The sequence below is a fragment of the Aquiflexum sp. genome, from assembly GCF_041749095.1.
Lineage (GTDB): Bacteria > Bacteroidota > Bacteroidia > Cytophagales > Cyclobacteriaceae > Aquiflexum.
Map to the genome: position 1 here is coordinate 1 of NZ_JBGTCA010000037.1, position 19423 is coordinate 19423.

The window sequence follows — 19423 nt, forward strand, 5'->3', positions numbered from 1 at the left end:
TTTTTGATTTTGCCGGTTATTTCAATCTGGGCTCTGATGCCCCCTTTAGGAATATCGATTATAGTTTTTATGCGAAATAACCTGAACAGTTTTACAGAATGTATTTTTAGAATATCCGTTGAAGATTTTTGGGGTGTTGGAGCAGCAAATGAATTTTAAGTAACAGGATATTCTAAAAGTATTTTATGCCTACTATTAAATTTGAGTGTTTGATTTTAAAGTGAACCCAAATATGTGAAGAAGAAAGGCACCAAGATTTACTTTTCGGTGAAATGGGTTAAAAATTAGGTGAATCAGACTTTTTGAAGGGTGAGTTTATCTTTACAAAGTGAATTTTCTAGGGAAACAAGAAAAAGTTCATATGATTATAACAATATTTTTAAAACTAATAAAAGTGTTTATTATTGAAATTAAAGTCTAAATCAATATTTTATTCCATTAATATAAATTTTTAAAGAATTAAAAAAACATCAAAAATCCTTTTCAAAACTCCCAAAAAAGAAAATTTAATGAAATCATTTTTATTGGTAATTTTTTCAACGTCACTTTTATTCATTTCAAATAACAAATAACGTCATTCACCGAATAAATCCCCCCAAGACCTTATCTGCTTCTATTTTTAATGCACTATAAGATGAAAAGTGATGAAAAGTAAGACCATCAACATTATTGGTTTGGATTTCTTTAATGGAGAAGTAGACGAAGTTGTTTCGGCTTTGGAAGAGGGAGGTCTGTTCGTTTTTCCATCTGGTCCGGGATTGGCGACGATCAAAACCGATGAGAAATACCATCAGTCATTGAAAGCCGCAGACCTTGTGATTGCAGACAGTGGGTACATGGCTTTATTATGGAACCTCACCCAAAAAGAAAAAATAAACAGAGTCTCTGGACTGGAATTTATAAGTGCATTCTTATCAGATACTGAAATACAAAAGAATTCAAACATTCTATTGGTAAACCCCAGTAAAAAAGAAGCTGACATCAACCTCAGCTATTTACAGCAATGCGGATTCAGTTTGACTGAGTATAATTCCTACCTCGCACCTTTTTATGATAAAGAAAGGATCGAAGATGTGGAACTCCTGAGAACGATTGAAGAAAAGAAGCCAAAATATGTGCTTGTCAACTTAGGTGGAGGAGTGCAGGAAATATTGGGGGCTTACCTAAAAGAAAACCTGAGTTACAAGCCGGCAATCATCTGTACAGGTGCTGCCATTGCATTTATGACCGGAGAGCAGGCCAACATCCCGGATTGGGCAGATAAACTGTTCCTTGGTTGGTTGGTCAGGTGTGTAGAAAAACCAAATCTATATATTCCAAGATACCTTGCCGCAATCAAATTGATTTCATTGATGTATAAATATCAAGCCAGCCCTAAAGTAATTTAATAACAATAGGTCCAAAGTCCAAAAAATTACAGCAGTATAATAAGCTGTTTTTTCATATCAAAAGTAAAGTATAACTGTTAAAGATCTGTTAATATGGCCACTGTCATTTCAAAATTGAACCACTCAAGTTTTTTATTAAGAGATGTTGAGTTTATTGCGCCTAGATCATCGGTAAATTTGTTTGATACCATTCAGACAGGGACTAAAAGAACCTTCGATTTGGTTTTTGCGATCCTCTTTCTGATATTAATCGGTAGTTGGCTTTTTACCATCATCGCGATTTTTATCAAGTTGGAATCCAAAGGCCCTGTGATGTTCAAGCAATTACGTCATGGACGGAACAATGCACCATTTTACTGTCTGAAGTTCCGAAGTATGAAATATGACCCAAATGGTCATTTTGCGCAAGCGACTATTGGTGATCCTAGGATAACAAAAGCAGGTTTGTTTCTTAGAAAAACCAGTTTGGATGAATTGCCCCAGTTATTCAATGTCCTGATGGGGGAAATGTCCTTGGTTGGCCCAAGACCTCATGCCATCATCATGAACCAGGAGATTGCGGAGAAGGTTGAATATTTTATGTGCAGGCATATCGTCAAGCCAGGTATCACAGGACTTGCCCAGGCCCAAGGCTATCGAGGTGAAATCAGAAATATGCATGACATCAATTCCCGTCTGAAATATGATCTCTTCTACATCAAAAATTGGAGTGTCCTATTCGACTTCAAAATCATCCTCTTGACTGTAAAATGTTTGTTTGTAAATAATGGCAATGCATATTAAGTCTTAACCTTTGATTCCGCACTTGCGGAATCGAAGGTTTTTTTCTAGGAATTAGGCCAATTTCATCAATTGGTTCAAGTCTTCAGACTTTCTTCCTTATCATTTCATACTCCCCACCAAAGTAGTAGCAAGCACAACCTTTGAGGTCTTCCATCCGCGACGCCAGGACCTCGAAGGTTTTTTTATTTCGAACCAAAGCCCTACCAAAGTTGCATCAAAGCCCCACCAAAGTAAGGGATAGTGCGACCTTACCCCCCTCTAAGTTTTAATTTTTTTGATTACCACACAGGACATGAAGATCACATAGCCTTTGAGTAAGTATTGTAAAAGCTTTTCAGAGTTGATTTTAGAAAACCCTATTTCGACAACTTGCGGAATTTTGAAGGACATAGGGTGGGAAGACAATGAACCGAGCCAGCGCAGGCATTGAGGGAAGCAAGCCCGTCCCGCAGAATTGCGGGAGATTTCATTGTCTTGTCTTTTTTGGACAAGCAAAAAAGTAAGAGAATTAATGTAAAAAAATGAGATAAACGTCACTCACTGATAATCGTGCATGTTAATGACTTACTAAAATTTCTGTTCCACAATACAGGTTTACTAAAAATCAAGCTAGTTGACACCCGCCTGAATAAACTTAACCTACCCATTTCGGTAAATACGCTTAGGATTCCAAACGCACTTTAAGACCGAAATTGCCTGAATCGCCGCCTTCAAAACCCCGGGTTGCGGTGCAGGTAGGTTAGATATTACCGAAAACTTTGTCAAGCACCTTACCCGAGGCTAATCAAAGTTCAGCCCCTTCAGGGCTACTGCTGTAAACCTTTAATTATAAAACCCACCTGAATTCTGAAGGCCATAGGGCGGGAAGACAATGAACCGCGCCAGTGATGGCCTAGTGGGGAGAAGGATTTCATTGTCTTGTCTTTTTTGTTACTTTTTTGGACAAGCAAAAAAGTAAGAGAATTAATGGAAGAAAAATGGAATAAACGTCACTCACTGAAAAACGCGCACGATAAAAATCTCCAAAAAACTTTAGGTGTATATTTCGTGCCCTATGCTTCTATGTGGTAAAAGAACAAATTCCTCTGTGGTAAACAAACCTCCCCCTGTTTTGGCGGAAGACCAATTAAGCAATACAGCAATCATAAAAGTGTAGCTCCATTAAATGGATAAATCTTTATTCAAATTATATTCAGGAAATAAAATCGATAGAACAATCTATGGATAAAAGATCCTCCAATTTATACCCGGCGTGCTTGATATTTCCGAGTTTCATTTCGTTAAGTATGAAAAAATCTTCCATACTAATTTCCTCATTGTGGTTTTCTGAGAAAAATGTAATGAGCTCATTCAATATAAATGTAAGATAATACCTGAGATTTGATGTGATCAGTTCATTATTTGTATTTGTGGCAGCATCATGTATAATTTCATTTCGAAGTCTATAAATTCTTGTAAAATGTATTTCCAGATTTTGCATATGTGATTCTATATATCCTTTGGCATTGACAGTTCTTTCTCCACCTGAAAAAAACCATTTCTTCAACCTCATAGCCCTATAGGTAAGCAATGGATATTTGTTCAATAATTCAGATTCTATTTGCCCGTAAAAATCTTCCTGTTTAAGGAAGTCATTGTTTTCAACTGAATATGATGATATTAAAACTTTATCCTCAGAGCTCAACTGATTAAATGCTTTTAAAAAGCTGTATATATTTCTCTTGGTATATGCCAAAGAATGTGCATTGATAAAATGGTCTTTTAATCTCACTATGGTACTTTGACTCTCGTAATTGGAAAAGAGATATTCCAACCCTATCCAATAGTTAATAAACTTGTGTTCGACTTCAGTGGATTGGTTTCCCAAGCGCAAATAGCGTACAGCCGATTTTATCTTTTCTTTTGTTTCGATAGTTATTTTCTCATTGCTAAGTATGGTGGGAATTTTTTGTCTGAAATGCAGGTAATGCTCTTTTTCGACTTTGTATTTTCCATCGAGGAAATTTATATTATGCTGAAAATTGCCCCTTTCAGGGGACCTCAGATCTATCACTAAAACCCTATTATGAATATCCATCGTTTCATCAGACAATCCAAGGTTAATTACATCAAGATATTCGGACAGTTCCGCTTTCGCCTTTTTAAGAGCAGATAAAAAGTCAAATGCTGAAACAATACAGATTAGAAATTTTCTGGAAGCTCCAGGCTGATTAAAATTGGCCATCTCTCGGTTTTCCCTAACGATATCTCTGATTTCATCAATATTGTCCTTTAATTCCAGGTTTGTGCCTGTTGTTAATTCCGAAATGGCTTCATATACCTTTTGGGTAGTGTCAATTCTAAATACAACTTTATAGCTTGATTCTCCCCCTAAAATCCGTTCTTTAAAATTGGAAAAATTCTCATCAAAAGATTTAGCATTAGTTAAAGTTTTTACAAATATTCCATAGAATAATCTATATAGGAATCCCTTTGCAAAACCTTTATGGATCAACTCACTAAATAAAAAATTAACACATCTATCTATTTTAAATAAACCATCTACAGAAAGGTCATTAGAAATAATATAACCTTCGATGGCAATTAATATATTTTGAATATAATCTGTATTGTCTTTCATCAAGACATCGACACACGATATGGCTTTTTTAAAATCATTTTCTTGAAGTTCACGAAGAATAGTCAAAAAATATTCTTTAGAAAAAGTGGAAAATGTAAGGTAATTATCCTCGCTTTTAATCAATTCAATTGCTTCATCAACAATGGCTTTATTCTTTTTTTCCTTACCTTTGATAGTATGAAAATGTTTTATTCGACCATTATTAAATTCTTTCAAACAATATCGAAGTTCTTCCAAGATAGTTTTGGGATTGTTAAGCCTAACTCGGTAAGAATCAATCGTTCCGAGATACAATAACTCAATGGATTTTTCAATAAAAAACTTTTGGGTGATACTTAGGCTCGTGTTTTGATGTGATATTATTTGCATTTTAAATTGAAATTGTATTACATTTGTTTAAGAAATCAAACTTCTAATTCTGAAGTATTAAAGATAGAAAAGGAAGATAGGTAGATCTGGTACTGGATACAATTCCGCATTTCTTCTCTACTTCCTTAAATACCAAGAAGCCTCCTCGTGAGGCTTCTTTTATTTAATTCTATAGATAATTATTTTTTAGTTTTTATCCAAATTTGAATACTTCTTATAAAAATTTAACTGCTAGGTTCTTTCAGTACATTCATCCTCACAATTCACGGGACAGGCTCATCAGGGCAACAACAACAATTTCTGGATTTCAACACCACCTTATTTATCTGTGGGATAGTGGAGAGGAAGCGAAATGGGGAGTAGGGTCATTTCGCTAGTCCCGATCGCTATCAGGATTGTTATTTTTTGTATCATAGCCTGTCCCGATTTTTTTTGGGCAAAAAATCAAGAGAATTAATAGAAAAATTGCGCTAAACGGCACCCACTAAAGACCACCTCTAAAATAATCCCTCTCAATAAACTTACGTTCCACATTTCGGAAAGAAAAGTCAGTGTTCCAAAACAGACTCAGTGACCGAAATTTCCTGAATCATCGCCATCATGACCCCGGGTCTCGGTGCATTAAGGTTAGGAGAAACCGACAACTAATAATAACACCATACCCGGGGCTAATCAATGTTCAGCCCTTTCAGGGCTGCTAGTATAAAAGCTTAAATCCAACACTTTCCTGCCCTCCGGAAGGCGGGTTTGGATAAGCAAAAAAGTAAGAGAATTAATGTAAAAAAATGAGATAAACGTCACTCACTGAAAAACACGTCAGTTGAGATCCTACAAAAAAACTAAAGTTGTATAATTCGTGCTCTATTTTTCTTTGTGGTAAAAAAAGAAAGATATCATCAGGTGAAGGACCTATGAGGTTAAAAAAAAACCTCAAAGGTCTAGGGATTCCTCAACCCCTCAAAAACCTCCAAATACCTACCCGTCACCCTATCCCAATTATATTTATCAGTCAATCCATCTCTTGCGGTATCCCGGAGTTCCTGAATTTTTTCATGTTCGGACTTGGCTTTGGAAATGATGTTTTTCAGGTCAGTGGGATTCTTCCCAAAAAACCATCCATGTTTACCGTTTTGCAATGTCTCCCGACTAAAGCGGGTATCCAAGGCTAGGATGGCACAGCCATAAGCCATTGCCTTGATCAAGGTAGGGTTGGTGCCGCCATACTCATGCCCATGGAAGTAGGCAAAGCAATTGTGATATAGGGACTTCAGTTCTTCGGGGTCGGTGACATAGCCTGTAAAAAGTAGGCGCTCATCTTTCATGATTTTGAGTCGGATGGCATATTCATCCTGAAAGGGAACATCACCTACGATGACCAGTTTTTTGGTTGAATCCGATTGGATAAAACCTTCGAGGATCAGGTCGGCATTGTTGTCAGGGATCATCCTACCTACAATTAGGTAATAGCCTTCCTTTTCAAGCCCCCATTTTTCTATTTTACTCGGATCAGAGTCAAATGAGGGATTGGCACCATAGGCGATGACGGTGGATTTGGCGTTGAACAACTCTTCGTAGACTTTTTGGTTCAAGTCTTAAGACGTCCTTTACATTATTTTGAATACCATATGAAATTACACAGCCTTGGAGAAAGTGTTTTTTATGAACTATGTGCTCTATGATACTATGTGGTATCCCAATAAAACTCTTCTTTTTATAGCTAACCTATCGCATTTTAGATTTACAGATTTTCACTAAAGCCCTAAAGTTTTTTTATATTCCTTACACTCAATTTTAGTATCCGGCGGAGCAATTTCCCATTTTATACTTCTCGCAATTATAGTTCTAAGTTTAAGATCATCTTTATTTCCAATGATGATGCTATGGGCCCTGTTATTAGGTGTACCAATTGGAATAGGATCATTATAAATTGGGTCATGTTCTACAGATTGTTTACCATGCTGTTGGTCTATACTCCTCCAATCGGAAACAAGTGTACTGTAAATAAAATATTCATCAGGTTTTTTGAAAATTTTCTGCCCAAATTTATATTCTTCACCTCTCAAAAATCGAGTATCTTCTGGGCGATGATATTTACTCCAATCACTTGATTTATTGGGTCCACTGTCTGGAGTATTCGTTAAACTTGATTCCGGGACAAAAGGATTATTTCCTTCTTTATCATATCTCATTGCATGAATATGGATAAAAAAGTAAAGTTTATCAGGATCTGGGATAGTTTCTTTTTCCCACATTTCAATTAAACAAATTTCTTTAAATAATTAAGAATGTCTTGATCTAATTCAGATGGTACAAATCCACCTTGTCTACCTAAATTAGGATCATATTGGTCAAAATAAAAATTTGCTATTTGACCATTAGGTTCCCGAAAATTCAAAATAAGAAAATTAGTTTTATCCCTCCAAACAAGATCAATCGACCCATCTTTGCAAGGATTAATTTCAGGATATGATAAATTCTTTCCAAATGTTTTTAATATGCTATTCCCGTATTTTAAAACAAATAAAGTAGCATTTTTTAAATTAGAATAATCAGGCTTCAAAGCACCTTCTTCGTCCCAGTTGTCATTCAGATCTGCTATTTCCCTTATTTCTTCTTCAAATTTTGAACCAAGGGTAAAATCTTCAATTCCTGTTTTTGTATAAACAGGATGAAATTTTGTGTGTTGCACAGAAATTCCAACTAATCCGGATCGAGGATTTTTTTCACCAATACCCCACTCCCTATTATTTTGTTGGGTATTTCTGGATAGAGGTTTTAATCTGTAATCATTTCTTATTTTGGAAACATTTCTTATTTGGGTATTCATATGCATATTATAGAAATTTAAAATCCGTCTGTGACTTTATGGTATTCTCTTTTTCAATTGCACGTGACAATGTTTCGGAAAGTTCTATTATTTGATTTCTCGTCATTGTAAAATAAATGTCTTTTCTACCGTCTTCTTCATTATATTCAATTTTTAACCTATGCATTACCATGGCATATTTTCCGGAAAATTCAGTCGCATCCTTATTAAAGATGGGTCTGATATCTGTAAATATTCTACCTTGACTATATAAATGTTCAGCTTCTTGGTAAAGCCCCGCTGCCTTCAGGCTTAAAATTAATAAAGGACTGGAATCAAAAAGATCTTTAATCCTTTCAGTCAATAATATTGTTTGATTTTTGTCTTTAGGTTTCCCTTTTTTTGTGAATGACTCAGAAAAACCTACAATAAATTCATTGGATATTTCACCGAAATCTGCGTGTAACAACAAAACGCTTATCAAAGCTTTGAATGTATCTTTATACTCTTTACTTAATGCCTCAATGAATTGATCAAGGTTATCAAAAATTTCTTTTTGACCATCAAATTTAATTGTTGAAACAATTTCTTTGAATTTTTTATATTCTTCCTCCTCGAAAGTACTTAATGATTTAAACCCTTTTAAATAACTGTCTGGAATGTCTATATATTTCATGGTATTAACACATTGATTAAATATAACCCTCTTTTCCTTTAATTCTATCTTTTTTAGAATTTTTAACGAATAAATAGGTTATCCTAGATTATATTAACATTTCAAAACTTTCAAATTTCAAACCCGAAAACTCTACCTTGTTTTGGCGAGAAGTCGCTTTATCAATTGACCATCAAATTAGCCAAAACCAACCTAGGTAACTCATCAACTAGTCTATAAACATGTCACCCTTTCAGGGTTATTTCGCCACCAATCAAAACACAAGCTATAGGGTCTAAAATCAACCCTCTACTCCCGATAGCATGGAAAGAGGTCTATTGCCCTTAGTGGGAGCTACAGATTTCTCCCCCGATAGCCATCGGGGTCGAAATGACATAAATCGGAACAGCCGTCATGATGTAGGAAGCATCTCTCGAGGTTCAGGAAAAGGATGATTTTGACCCAAAAGGTTAAATGTTTTTCCAGTAAATCAATCGTCTAATTGTACCGCTGGAGATCCCTCGTGCCTCGGGATGACGCCTGCCTCCCGTAGGTAGGAGAAATCTGATGTCATTACCTATTTTGAACATTTTCAGAATGTTGGGTACTCGAAATGACAAATGAGAAGTTAAATTGAACGTAAAATAGCATTCAAGAGCATCCAAAGACTTATCCTTGTCACCTCCCTCCAGTCGGCAAACAGGGATCCCGATGGCTTGGGTCAAAAATCTAAAATCTACCCTCTAAAATCTTAGATCTTAAATCCTCAAAAACCTCCAAATACCTATCCGTTACCCTATCCCAATTGTATTTATCAGTCAATCCTTCTCTAGCGGTTTCGCGGAGTATCTGCATTTCTTTGGGTGATTCCTCTGCTTTTGCAATCAATTTCGCAACCGAAGCCGCATCTTTCCCAAAAAACCATCCATACTTTCCGTCTTGCAAGGTTTCCCGGCTGAAGCGGGTATCCAAAGCAAGGATGGCACAGCCATAAGCCATAGCTTTGAGCAGGGTGGGATTGGTGCCACCGTATTCATGGCCGTGGAAGTAAGCAAAGCAATTGTGGTATAGGGCTTTCAGTTCTTCGGGGTCGGTGATATAACCTGTGAATAGCAACCTGTCATCTTTCATGTTCTTAAGTTTGATAGCATATTCATCCTGAAAAGGAACATCTCCTACGATAACCAATTTTCGGGTTGAATCCGATTGGATAAAACCTTCGAGGATCAGGTCGGCATTGTTGTCAGGGATCATCCTACCCACAATCAGGTAATAGCCTTCTTTTTCAAGCCCCCATTTTTCTATTTTGCTTGGATCAGATTTGTAGGAGGGATTGGCGCCGTATGCGATAACAGTGGATTTGGCGTTGAACAATTCTATGTAGACCTTTTGCATTTCATCGGAATCATTGATAATGCGGTCATAGAATTTGGTGGCCATCTTTGAAGCAAAAAGGAAATACTTTGCTCCCAGCCCTTTCCACTTTGGACGCAACCATTCCAATCCATCCACATTGATGGCGGTTGGTTTTCTGAAAATCCTGGAGATAATACCAAATAAACCATTGCCACTGTTGACCATAAAAATGACATCCACATCCGAAAAACAGGCATGGATCATGGAGAAAAATGAATGGGTCAATTGTGCCAAGCTCTTTTGTTCTATGGCAGGCATATAGATCAGTTTGATGCCGTTGACTGCTGCGGGTTTGTTTTCAAAAAGTGAGCGGTGGCAATAAACCCGTACTTCCACACCTCTTTTTTGGAGCCGCTCCCCAAGTTCCTTGACCAAGGTTTCGTAGCCACTATAGACATAGGGATAGCCCCTTGATCCAAGTATGGCAACTTTTAATGGCGCTTTATTTTTATTCATGCTTAAAAAGTTTGACTGAATATCTTTGTTAAGGAGGCCAAAGATATTTAAACTAAGTGACATTTGACTTTTTGTCGTTAAGAGTTATAAAATGTGAGCTATGGATAGCGTTCAAATCTTGGAGAGGACTTTGCCTTGTCACCTCGACGTCAGGAGAGGTCTATCTTGTCGTGACCTACAATATTTGAAAATGATTCAGAATTGGTAATGACATCAGATTACCCCTACCTACGGCAGTAATCCCGGATGTATGAAGGATATCATTTATAGAGCCTTTACTAAAGTTAATCATTATTTTTTTCGGACCTCCAAAACAGCTTTTCCAAAATTCTCCAAATATTTATCGATGGAAAAAAATTCCTTTGCCCTTTCTTGCCCTTTCCTTCCCATTTGTCTTCTAAGCTCAGGATTCTCAATCAATTGCTGAACTTTAACTGCTGATTCCTCAGGATTGTCGTACGGAATCAACAGGCCTGTTTCTTTGTCAACAACCATCTCAGTGGCGCCCCCTTGATTAGTAGCCACCACCGGCTTACCAGCAGCCATGGCTTCCAGTACCGTAGTAGGCAGGGGATCCGGCAGGATGCTGGGTAATATGAAAATGTCTAGCCCATTCAGAATTTGAGGCACATCAAGTCTATACCCAAGGAAAGAGACATGTTCAATCAAATTGAGTTTTTGGATGTGCAGATCGATTTCTTCATAGAGATATTCATAACCAGTAAAAGCATCTCCTACCATCACGAAATGTAGGTTTGGGAACTTTTGACAAAGTTGGGCTGCAATATCCAGGAAATAGATTTGTCCTTTCCAGAAACTGACCCTTGCGATCATACCTATCAATATGGTATCAGATGGAATGCCCAGTTCAGATTTTAGATCATATTCTGCCTGCTTGTAAGTATTGATTTCTATACCATTATAAATCAGTTTTAGACGTTCAGGCTCAATTTGTGAAAAGTTGTTCTTCACGGCTTCCGAAACACAAAGCACCTGATCACCAGTTACTTTGATGAAAAATTCAAGTAGATTTTTAAACCACTTCGGCTGAAGTACGATTTCGTGGACATGCCAGATATGTGGCAGTCTATGTCTGAGACTCAAAAAGCCACCTATGATATTGGCATTGGAGTTGGTATAAATGAGATCAATCTTTTCTTTTTTGATCAATCGCGAAAGGAAAAAAAACGACTTCCGTAATTGGTTTGCCAACAGCAGCATCCCTTTTGGATTCAAGTTTTGTCGGCGAAGCACACCGTGTTCCATCATCATAACTTCAAAACCCTCTGCCCGGATTTCATTTACAAGAGGACCATCATGTGGTAACACGATAAATACTTTCCATCCCAGTTTCTTAAAAGCTGAAAGAGACCTTACGAGATTTTTACTCGCGCCATAAAGGTCAGCGGCACTATGGATCACTAAGACCCGTCTGTTGGACATGGTTTATTGGTTTTTGGCTGTAGCGCTTCCGAAGAATTTATTTTTTGTCTGTACGAGAAAATTATAATTATTCGCCAGAATCTTTTTTAAAAATGAAGAGTTTTCCTTCGGAAACCAATCCGTAGTCCTTGGTTTCTCTATAAGATGTTCGTGGATTTGATAAGCATAAGTGGCGATGGAAGTGCGGTATTTTCCCTCCGGAAACGCCGTCATGTCATAGCCGTGCAGGGTGTATGGGGCACATTGTTGAATAATCAAACGGTTAAATGGAACAGCGATTTCAGTTTCCTTGCCACTTCTCAGGTCTTTGACCCTCAAGCCGCCTTTGTATTCAGGTTTCCAATCCTTGTTTAAATACAGCAAGAGATTCAGTTCCCGATACCAGTTTTTATGGAGTGGATGATAATTAAAATCGAGATGCATATCCAAAAAACTATTCTTTTTCCCCTGATGAAGTCCTCCTCCGAAGTTTTTAGGATCTACAAAAACCTCTTTGGAGGTAATGAAAGAAAGCAGTCTATTGAACCTATCTGAACTATAATCCTCGTAAAGTTCATTCAGTTCCGGACAAAGTTCCTTGTAATTTGACTTTTCAAACTTATTATTGGCAAATACATAATCTCTACTTTTATTGACCAATTCCGGAATTGAATTGTATGCAAGATGAAGTTTGGCTTCATCACAAAAATTATCAATAACCAAATGGGGAAATGGTTGGGCTGTATGATATGCTAACCTAAACTGCGCTAAGTTTTTTTCTATCTCATCAAAATTAATCATGTATTTCTTAGTTAAATGTCAGTTTTTAAATATTGCAGTTTTTCTCAATTTATGAAAGTTGCGTATTAAAATTCCCTTTTGAACATATAGGAAGCTCCCAAAAATCCGGTATGATCCGTCAATTCCACGTGGATGGAATTTGAAAATTTAGAAAAAAGACCAAACAGCATCTTGGGATCGTAGCTGTTCATCTGCATCATGGGTTCCGCTTCCAGTTTCCGGTTCTTGAGACTGGAATACACAAAGTTGTATAATGTATTCGTTGACCTAAGGTAATAATGAAAATACCTGATTTTTGACCAATTATTGCCATAGGTGGCATGAATCTGCATGATACCCCCGATTTTCAGTCTGTCCAATAGCTGTTGGATAATGGACATCCCAACCTCTGTTTCGATATGCTGCAATACGATATAGGAATTGATAAAATCAAACTTGCCTGTTTGGGGAAGGATTTTGCCTTCTGATAGCAGGAACTCCACGTTTTCAGTACCCATTTCTAAGGCATGGGCTTTTGCTTTTTCCAGAATCTCAGGAGACACATCAATACCTACCGTCCTGTTATTTGTGACATATGAAAAGGGAATCGCCAAACGGCCAACACCACAACCGAAATCCAGGATATCCGAGCTGGACAAATCTGAACCATAAAGCTTCTGTATTCTCTGCAGGGTCTCGGATACATAGACCTGCCCTGTTTCAAAAAACCCGCTCAGATCTGCTGAGGTGATGTTTTCGGATTTATATTTTTGCTCTGAAAGCACCCCATAGTAAGGATCCTCTTTTCCGAAATGCTTCCAGGTTTTTATGGTATTCGTCTTCATTGGATTCTACTCTTTAAGATTTTGGCAGGATTACCTCCTACAATGCTATAAGGTGGCACATCCTTGGTTACGATGCTGCCTGCGGCGATTACAGAACCCTTTCCTATGGTTACTCCGGCCAAAATTACTGAGTTGGCAGCAATCCAGCAATCATCCCCGATCTTTACAAATGAACGGGTGACTCCCTGTTCGTTCATCGGGATTTCCGGATTGGAAAAGTTATGGTTTTCTGAATATATACTGACCCTGGGAGACATCATCACGTTGTTTCCGATCTCGATATAACCCGAGCAACCGATATAACTGTATGGCCCGATATTGCTGTTATTCCCTACTTTTAATCCAACCCCGGCTTCACCGCCATATAGATTGGTTGGCCTAATAATGGCATAACTACCTATAGTGACTTTGTCACCAAAGACCAGGCCTTTTTGGGAAAGTCCGTTGATCTCACAATGGTCCTGGGCGATAAAATTTTTACCAACATGGATATATGAAGCCTGACGGATGGTCACCCGCTTTCCGACCAGGAATAAACCCCCTGAAGATCCCAAGCGCCATCGGACCAATATGCCTCTCAGCCAACAAATACCCATTCTAAACAATACAGCGGAAGTGGAAAGTCTGTCCCATTCAGACCCAAAGCGGTCACTGAAATTGTTGTTGGTAAGATTACTGATGGATTTACCCAAGAAGCTACCCATTCAAAATGTGTTTAAAAGTGTCTTCCAAAGATAGGAAAAACTTCTCCGTTGAAAATTCATTGAGTCTGATTCTGCCTTTTTTTGAAAGTTCATTCCTAAGCGTCGGGTCTTCCAATAACCGGACCATGGCAGATTGGAGCGCTTCTTTGGTATTTTCTTCCAATACAATTGCCGCATCACCTGCCACTTCCATCAAGGCACCCTGATTGGAGATGATAACCGGCAAGCCAAATGAAAAGGCCTCCAATATTGGCAGACCAAATCCTTCATTCAGGGAAGGGAAGACGTATGCGATGGCATGGTTAAAATATCCTGATAATTCATCCTCAGTTACATAACCTGGCAACATCACTTTCTCCTCTACATGAAGCATTTTGACAAGATTGATCAGATGGTCATGATCATCCAAAGCTTTTCTGGGTCCCTTTGAACCCACCAAAACCAATTTGAGGTCTTTGTGTTCTTCCTGCTGTATAAGCCCGGCAAAGGCTTCTATAAGCATCCCCAGGTTTTTCCGCTTCTCCATGACACCTACATGGAGGAAATATTGGAACCTGGGTTTTTGGTTCCTTATTTCCTTTTTCGATACCAAACCTGTGGAAGGATACACCACTCTTTTGGGGATATGCCTGAAAGCATTTATCTCCCGAAGTCTTTCTTTGGAAAAGTTGGTGATGGTAATGATTTCTCCATGATGCTTTAGTCCCATTTTCAAAAAGAACAAATAGTACTTAAGCCAAAGCGCTTGGTAATGTTCCGGATTGTCCCAAAAAAAGGTATCATGGATGACCGAAACTTTTTTTCCCCTTGACCATAACGGACTGAGGATATCAGGACTGAACACCAGATCGGCTTGATGGTAATAGGATAACAAAGGAAGCGTAACCTGTTTTCTAAAGAAATAAAGGAACTGGAATAATATGTTTTTCCACTTCGGTGTATTTCCCTTGAAAAATTGTTTGCTTTTGGTAGCATGGAAATCAGGATTGATGATGTATTCAAAGTCCGTTTCTTCCCGCTTTAATATCTCTTCACATAGGGAAGTGATATAAGTTCTGATACCTGTCCGTGCCACATGCAGGTAATAAACGTCGATAAGAATCCTAGCCTTTCCCATCAATTATTTTCCTTTTAGAATAATGGTTCATGGCATAGCCGACCATCCACCAAGATATCCAGCTTACATAGTTGTACATTTCTGCATTTGCTGTAAACAATGGCAGCAACATCCCGAACTTAACCGTAGCCCCTACAAATGCTACCCGGGCAGTCATTACATTTTCTGCATCCCGGAAGACCCTAATGCTGTGGGAAATAGCAAAGTACAGCATTAAAATATACAGTGACAATCCGATAATTCCCAGTTGCACCCCATAGATCAGGAATTGGTTTTCCCCACCTACCCGGAGCTCATCAGTCACACTTCCAAGGTTTCCGCTCATGGCAAGTCCAATTCCCAATGGGCTTTCTATCATGGAATCCACTCCTATCAGCCATTCAACCAAATGTCCTACACTTGAGGCATTTTGAAAGGTAATGGTATCCACCACAAAGAAATAGAATTCCTCCGAGGCAAAAAACAAAATATAGACTAAAAATAAGACAGCTGCTGAAAAACCAAAAAGGATAAGTTTATAAAGCTTAAAAACCATAGCTATGAAAAAAATCATGATAAAAAAGGAAGCAAAAGCTGCTCTTGATGATGAAAAAATGAGACTGCCCATGGAACAGAACATGACCACTATATAGAAGAATGAATATTCCCTTTTCGTGGTGAGATACCATATCAATCCTGCGGAAAAACCCATCAGGACAGAGCTTGCCAATTCAAGCGGATCTGCAAAAAAAGATGCAAAACGTTTGGTGACTGCCTGTGTTTCAAATGTCCATTGGAGACCAAAATTACCGGTTGTTTCGATCTGATTGATTCCCTGAAGGAAAAGGGCGTAACCGGTATAACTTTGAAGATGTGTATCCAACATGTTCTCTACAATATTGAAAATAAAAGCTGCTATGGCAATGGTGAAAATAATCCGGAACACGTTGGTAATTTCCTTATCGTCAAAGTTTGTGTTTCTTCCCAAAAAATAAACCATCGCAGGTATAAGCATATTTTTGAAGTACAGTACTTTGCTGATAAGGGTAGCTTCACCCAGGGGCAATAACATGTACACAAACGCCAGCCCAATAAAAACCGAAAAAAGCTTATCCACCTTGGTCAGGCGAAATGGGTATTGAAAAATATTTTTATGATAAAGAATGAAAAGCAAAAATGCCAAAATGACCAGAAAATCTTTGGCCACTTGAAAAAAAGACACCAATAAACCGGAATAGGTTGCCTGATAGACAATGCTTAAAGCTGTAATGTGAAACGGAAGATAGGCCAAAAGAAAATATACCACATATTCCCATTTTCCTTTGAAGACCATGGCTTGTAGGGTCAGGTACAGGAGCGGTACAAAACCCAATAAGACAAAAATAAACAGCACGTATTCTATCAATGGTTTTCAGGCTTAATTGAAACGCTTCTATAGGAATTTCAGGTGGGAGATCTATTTCATTGGAATAGGCCTCTATATCAATAAAAACGTTTTCATCAATGTTGGTATTGGAAGACATTCTATTTCTTCCAAAAGGAATACATCCCTTTGTCAACTTCATATTCCTCCCATTGAAACTGCTCTCTTTTTGGCTGAATTTTGGCCCAATCCCACATTTTTTGCAGGCCGTCCCTGAGACTTGTCCTGTCTTCAAAACCCAATATTTTTTTGGCCTTATCATGGGTTGCATAAGCCAACTTCACTTCATGCCTTCCCTCAAAATATTGGATTTCATGGCCACCGACTATTTCGGCAAGCAGTTCTGCAGATTCTGTTATACTATATTCCTTGGTTCCTCCCAAGTTGATGATTTGCCTGGAGGCCTCAGGCTTGGAAGCTGTAAGCCAAAGGGGTTCCAATATGTCGTCTATATAAGTAAAAGCACGCAGTTGCTCTCCCGTCCCAAAAATGGAGAAAGGTTCTCCAGTAATTTTCTGATACATCCATATTCCAAGGACATTTCTGTATTTGTCCCAGATATTTTGGTTCAGACCATACACATTATGTGGGCGGATGATGCACCAATCAAGCCCATGCTGCTCTCCCGCAATCCGAATATCCAATTCACAGGCGTATTTGGCGACTCCATATGGATCAATGGGGGCAGGTTGATGACTCTCTTCAAAAGGGGGCGTGCCAATACCATAAGTGGCCATACTCGATGTAAAAACCAATCTTTTGGTATTGTAGATTATACAGTTATTGACAACATTGGCTGTAGCTACCAAGTTGCTGGTGTAATTGAATTTCCGGATAAACGGGCTTAGGCCTTCCGCGGCATAGGCAGCGAGATGATAGACATATTCCACTTCATTTTTTGAAAAAATATCAGATAAATCGCCTGTGGCAATGTCCACATTGTGAAATCCAACACCTGAAGGAATATTTTCGATATATCCCCCCGAAAGGTTATCTATTCCTATAATCCGGTATTCTTTTTTGTTCGTGAGCAACCAATCTGCAAGTCTGGATCCCAATAGCCCGGCTACACCCGTAATTAATATAGATTTCATTCCTTAAATTAAATCCCTTCGTGGAAAATTCCTTCTTTTAAACCTTTGGCTGCAAAAGTAAGCTTTTTAAATCTTTTACGGAAAATAAAGTATCCCATAATGGAAAGGTGCTTGACCACCACAAACATGATAACAGTGGGAGCGTAATACCATGGCGTATGTTTCCTGAGAAGCCAAATCTGATTTCTGCTTCTAAGGTAATGAACAAAGGGATTGACATATCCTTCTTCTTTCTTCACTTTGGATTTTTGGGACATCCCTGCCTCATGATACACTACTGATTTGGGTTCATAGGCCAGTTTAAAACCTGCTTTCTTGATACGAAATGACCAATCCACATCTTCGTAGTAGATAAAGAATTTCTCATTCAACATACCCACTTCCTTCACGATAGCAGAGGAAACCATAAAACCACAGCCTGTTATCCAATCAATGGTTTTGGGTTGGTGATGAATATCCCGGTCAACCTGATTATAGCCGATGGTCTTTGATATGCCAAAAAAAGAAATAAATTTTCCGCCTGCATTCCAGATTTTATTTTTTTCCAGAAGAAAATTGAATTTGGGTTGAACAGCCCCAAAGGAGCGGTCAGTTTCCAATCTGTTCACCAAATGATCCAGAAAATCAGGTTCAGTTTCAGTGTCATTATTGAGAAGCATCAGGTAATCATAGCCTTGCTTTATTACCTCAGCGATACCGATATTGTTGCCACCTGCAAAGCCCGCATTTTCATGGTGGCAAATAAAATGGGCAAAATCCCCATACTTTTCCTCCAATTGCTTTCCGGAACCATCTGTGGATCCGTTGTCTACAATAAAAACCTTAAAATTGGGGTAGGTGACTTTCTTCAATGAGAGCAGGCAATGATCTGTATGATCAAAACTGTTCCAATTGATAATCACTAATCCAACAGAGGGATTCCCTTCATTTTTCATGTAATATCCTCAGTAATTTTAACAATTAATTTCCCTTCTATTAATTCAGGCTTTCTCAAGATAGAAACATGCCTGATCTCCTCGATTCAGAGTTTTTGCTTTTTGCTGAAATTTGATTCTCTTTTTTCCACCCACCCATTTTACAGGATTATTTCCTTTTAATGATCCATTAATCTTTTCGAAAGGTCTTTATGATACTTATAACTAACTGCTTATTGTAAATCCAATTCAGTATACTGGAAATCAGCAGGACAATGATCTCTGTGGACAATAAGGCATAACAAAGGCCCAATGCACCAAATTGGTCTGTCAGAAATATGGATGCCGAAATCATATAGATAGACATCAGCCAAGAGGATTTAAACATGAGGGATTTTTGATTCTTCGCCAGGAAAATAACGACATTGACTATATTCAGGCATGCAAGAAAGGGTATAAAAGCCAGAATTTTCATAAATAAGACAGATTCTTGCAGTTCTGTTCGTGAAAGTATTTGAATGATAAATGGAGCCAGGATAAAAGTTGTCAAGGAACCCAAAAGCCCTAGAAGCAAAGAAATTCCATAGACTTTTTTTATAAATCGAATAAATCGGGGTAGATCTGATTGTAGCAATCTTGCAGCATTGGGATA

At 38.1% G+C, this 19423-nt stretch carries 16 protein-coding genes and 1 pseudogene; 2 read left to right on the forward strand and 15 right to left on the reverse strand.

Annotated features, from left to right (window positions below):
* The first annotated feature begins 644 nt into the window (after positions 1-644).
* Together ACEW8O_RS03000 and ACEW8O_RS03005 are read left to right on the forward strand one after the other, a co-directional pair.
* Positions 645-1388, forward strand: a complete 744-nt coding sequence (locus ACEW8O_RS03000) for a WecB/TagA/CpsF family glycosyltransferase (protein ID WP_373493141.1) — start codon at positions 645-647, stop codon at positions 1386-1388.
* 93 nt (positions 1389-1481) lie between these two features.
* Positions 1482-2171, forward strand: coding sequence for a sugar transferase (locus ACEW8O_RS03005; RefSeq protein WP_373493142.1), 690 nt, complete (start codon positions 1482-1484; stop codon positions 2169-2171).
* A 1192-nt stretch (positions 2172-3363) separates the two neighbouring features.
* Here ACEW8O_RS03005 and ACEW8O_RS03010 read toward each other — a convergent pair.
* The 15 genes and pseudogenes from ACEW8O_RS03010 to ACEW8O_RS03080 form a co-directional block, all read right to left on the reverse strand.
* Positions 3364-5160 carry a hypothetical protein gene (locus ACEW8O_RS03010; protein ID WP_373493143.1) on the reverse strand — a complete coding sequence of 599 codons (1797 nt, stop codon included), beginning with the start codon at positions 5158-5160 and terminating at the stop codon, positions 3364-3366.
* 938 nt (positions 5161-6098) lie between these two features.
* Entirely contained in the window at positions 6099-6749 is a 651-nt protein-coding gene (locus ACEW8O_RS03015; RefSeq protein ID WP_373493144.1) for a glycosyltransferase, read from the reverse strand.
* Positions 6750-6911: 162 nt separating this feature from the next.
* Positions 6912-7412, reverse strand: a complete 501-nt coding sequence (locus ACEW8O_RS03020) for a hypothetical protein (protein WP_373493145.1) — start codon at positions 7410-7412, stop codon at positions 6912-6914.
* 5 nt (positions 7413-7417) lie between these two features.
* Positions 7418-7987: a hypothetical protein gene (locus ACEW8O_RS03025; protein ID WP_373493146.1), complete on the reverse strand. Its 570-nt coding sequence runs from the start codon at positions 7985-7987 to the stop codon at positions 7418-7420.
* Positions 7988-7994: 7 nt separating this feature from the next.
* On the reverse strand, positions 7995-8642 hold the full coding sequence (locus tag ACEW8O_RS03030) for a hypothetical protein (RefSeq protein WP_373493147.1): 648 nt from the start codon (positions 8640-8642) through the stop codon (positions 7995-7997).
* Between the two features lie 708 nt (positions 8643-9350).
* The gene (locus tag ACEW8O_RS03035; RefSeq protein WP_373493148.1) at positions 9351-10493 is read right to left on the reverse strand and encodes a glycosyltransferase; all 1143 of its coding nucleotides are present in this window, start codon (positions 10491-10493) and stop codon (positions 9351-9353) included.
* A 291-nt stretch (positions 10494-10784) separates the two neighbouring features.
* Entirely contained in the window at positions 10785-11936 is a 1152-nt protein-coding gene (locus ACEW8O_RS03040; RefSeq protein ID WP_373493149.1) for a glycosyltransferase family 4 protein, read from the reverse strand.
* Positions 11937-11939: 3 nt separating this feature from the next.
* Positions 11940-12716, reverse strand: coding sequence for a 2OG-Fe(II) oxygenase (locus ACEW8O_RS03045; protein WP_373493150.1), 777 nt, complete (start codon positions 12714-12716; stop codon positions 11940-11942).
* A 65-nt stretch (positions 12717-12781) separates the two neighbouring features.
* A complete protein-coding gene (locus ACEW8O_RS03050; RefSeq protein WP_373493151.1) occupies positions 12782-13540 on the reverse strand; it encodes a class I SAM-dependent methyltransferase in 759 nt (252 codons plus the stop codon).
* Positions 13537-14244, reverse strand: coding sequence for a DapH/DapD/GlmU-related protein (locus tag ACEW8O_RS03055; RefSeq protein ID WP_373493152.1), 708 nt, complete (start codon positions 14242-14244; stop codon positions 13537-13539). Before ACEW8O_RS03055 ends, ACEW8O_RS03050 begins: the two co-directional genes overlap by 4 nt.
* Complete coding sequence (locus tag ACEW8O_RS03060; RefSeq protein ID WP_373493153.1) at positions 14237-15361, reverse strand: glycosyltransferase family 4 protein; 1125 nt, start codon at positions 15359-15361, stop codon at positions 14237-14239. Before ACEW8O_RS03060 ends, ACEW8O_RS03055 begins: the two co-directional genes overlap by 8 nt.
* Positions 15348-16745, reverse strand: a complete 1398-nt coding sequence (locus tag ACEW8O_RS03065) for an O-antigen ligase family protein (protein ID WP_373493154.1) — start codon at positions 16743-16745, stop codon at positions 15348-15350. Before ACEW8O_RS03065 ends, ACEW8O_RS03060 begins: the two co-directional genes overlap by 14 nt.
* A gap of 119 nt (positions 16746-16864) precedes the next feature.
* The gene (locus ACEW8O_RS03070; RefSeq protein WP_373493155.1) at positions 16865-17857 is read right to left on the reverse strand and encodes an NAD-dependent epimerase/dehydratase family protein; all 993 of its coding nucleotides are present in this window, start codon (positions 17855-17857) and stop codon (positions 16865-16867) included.
* Between the two features lie 8 nt (positions 17858-17865).
* Entirely contained in the window at positions 17866-18792 is a 927-nt protein-coding gene (locus tag ACEW8O_RS03075) for a glycosyltransferase family 2 protein (RefSeq protein ID WP_373493156.1), read from the reverse strand.
* Positions 18793-18961: 169 nt separating this feature from the next.
* Positions 18962-19423: pseudogene (locus tag ACEW8O_RS03080) on the reverse strand (flippase); the annotation flags it as partial.

Coding starts and splice junctions, on each gene's coding strand:
- ACEW8O_RS03000 (WP_373493141.1), top strand. CDS start 645: ATGAAAAGTAAGACCATCAACATTATTGGTTTGGATTTCTTTAATGGA.
- ACEW8O_RS03005 (WP_373493142.1), top strand. CDS start 1,482: ATGGCCACTGTCATTTCAAAATTGAACCACTCAAGTTTTTTATTAAGA.
- ACEW8O_RS03010 (WP_373493143.1), bottom strand. CDS start 5,160: ATGCAAATAATATCACATCAAAACACGAGCCTAAGTATCACCCAAAAG.
- ACEW8O_RS03020 (WP_373493145.1), bottom strand. CDS start 7,412: ATGTGGGAAAAAGAAACTATCCCAGATCCTGATAAACTTTACTTTTTT.
- ACEW8O_RS03025 (WP_373493146.1), bottom strand. CDS start 7,987: ATGAATACCCAAATAAGAAATGTTTCCAAAATAAGAAATGATTACAGA.
- ACEW8O_RS03030 (WP_373493147.1), bottom strand. CDS start 8,642: ATGAAATATATAGACATTCCAGACAGTTATTTAAAAGGGTTTAAATCA.
- ACEW8O_RS03035 (WP_373493148.1), bottom strand. CDS start 10,493: ATGAATAAAAATAAAGCGCCATTAAAAGTTGCCATACTTGGATCAAGG.
- ACEW8O_RS03040 (WP_373493149.1), bottom strand. CDS start 11,936: ATGTCCAACAGACGGGTCTTAGTGATCCATAGTGCCGCTGACCTTTAT.
- ACEW8O_RS03045 (WP_373493150.1), bottom strand. CDS start 12,716: ATGATTAATTTTGATGAGATAGAAAAAAACTTAGCGCAGTTTAGGTTA.
- ACEW8O_RS03050 (WP_373493151.1), bottom strand. CDS start 13,540: ATGAAGACGAATACCATAAAAACCTGGAAGCATTTCGGAAAAGAGGAT.
- ACEW8O_RS03055 (WP_373493152.1), bottom strand. CDS start 14,244: ATGGGTAGCTTCTTGGGTAAATCCATCAGTAATCTTACCAACAACAAT.
- ACEW8O_RS03060 (WP_373493153.1), bottom strand. CDS start 15,361: ATGGGAAAGGCTAGGATTCTTATCGACGTTTATTACCTGCATGTGGCA.
- ACEW8O_RS03070 (WP_373493155.1), bottom strand. CDS start 17,857: ATGAAATCTATATTAATTACGGGTGTAGCCGGGCTATTGGGATCCAGA.
- ACEW8O_RS03075 (WP_373493156.1), bottom strand. CDS start 18,792: ATGAAAAATGAAGGGAATCCCTCTGTTGGATTAGTGATTATCAATTGG.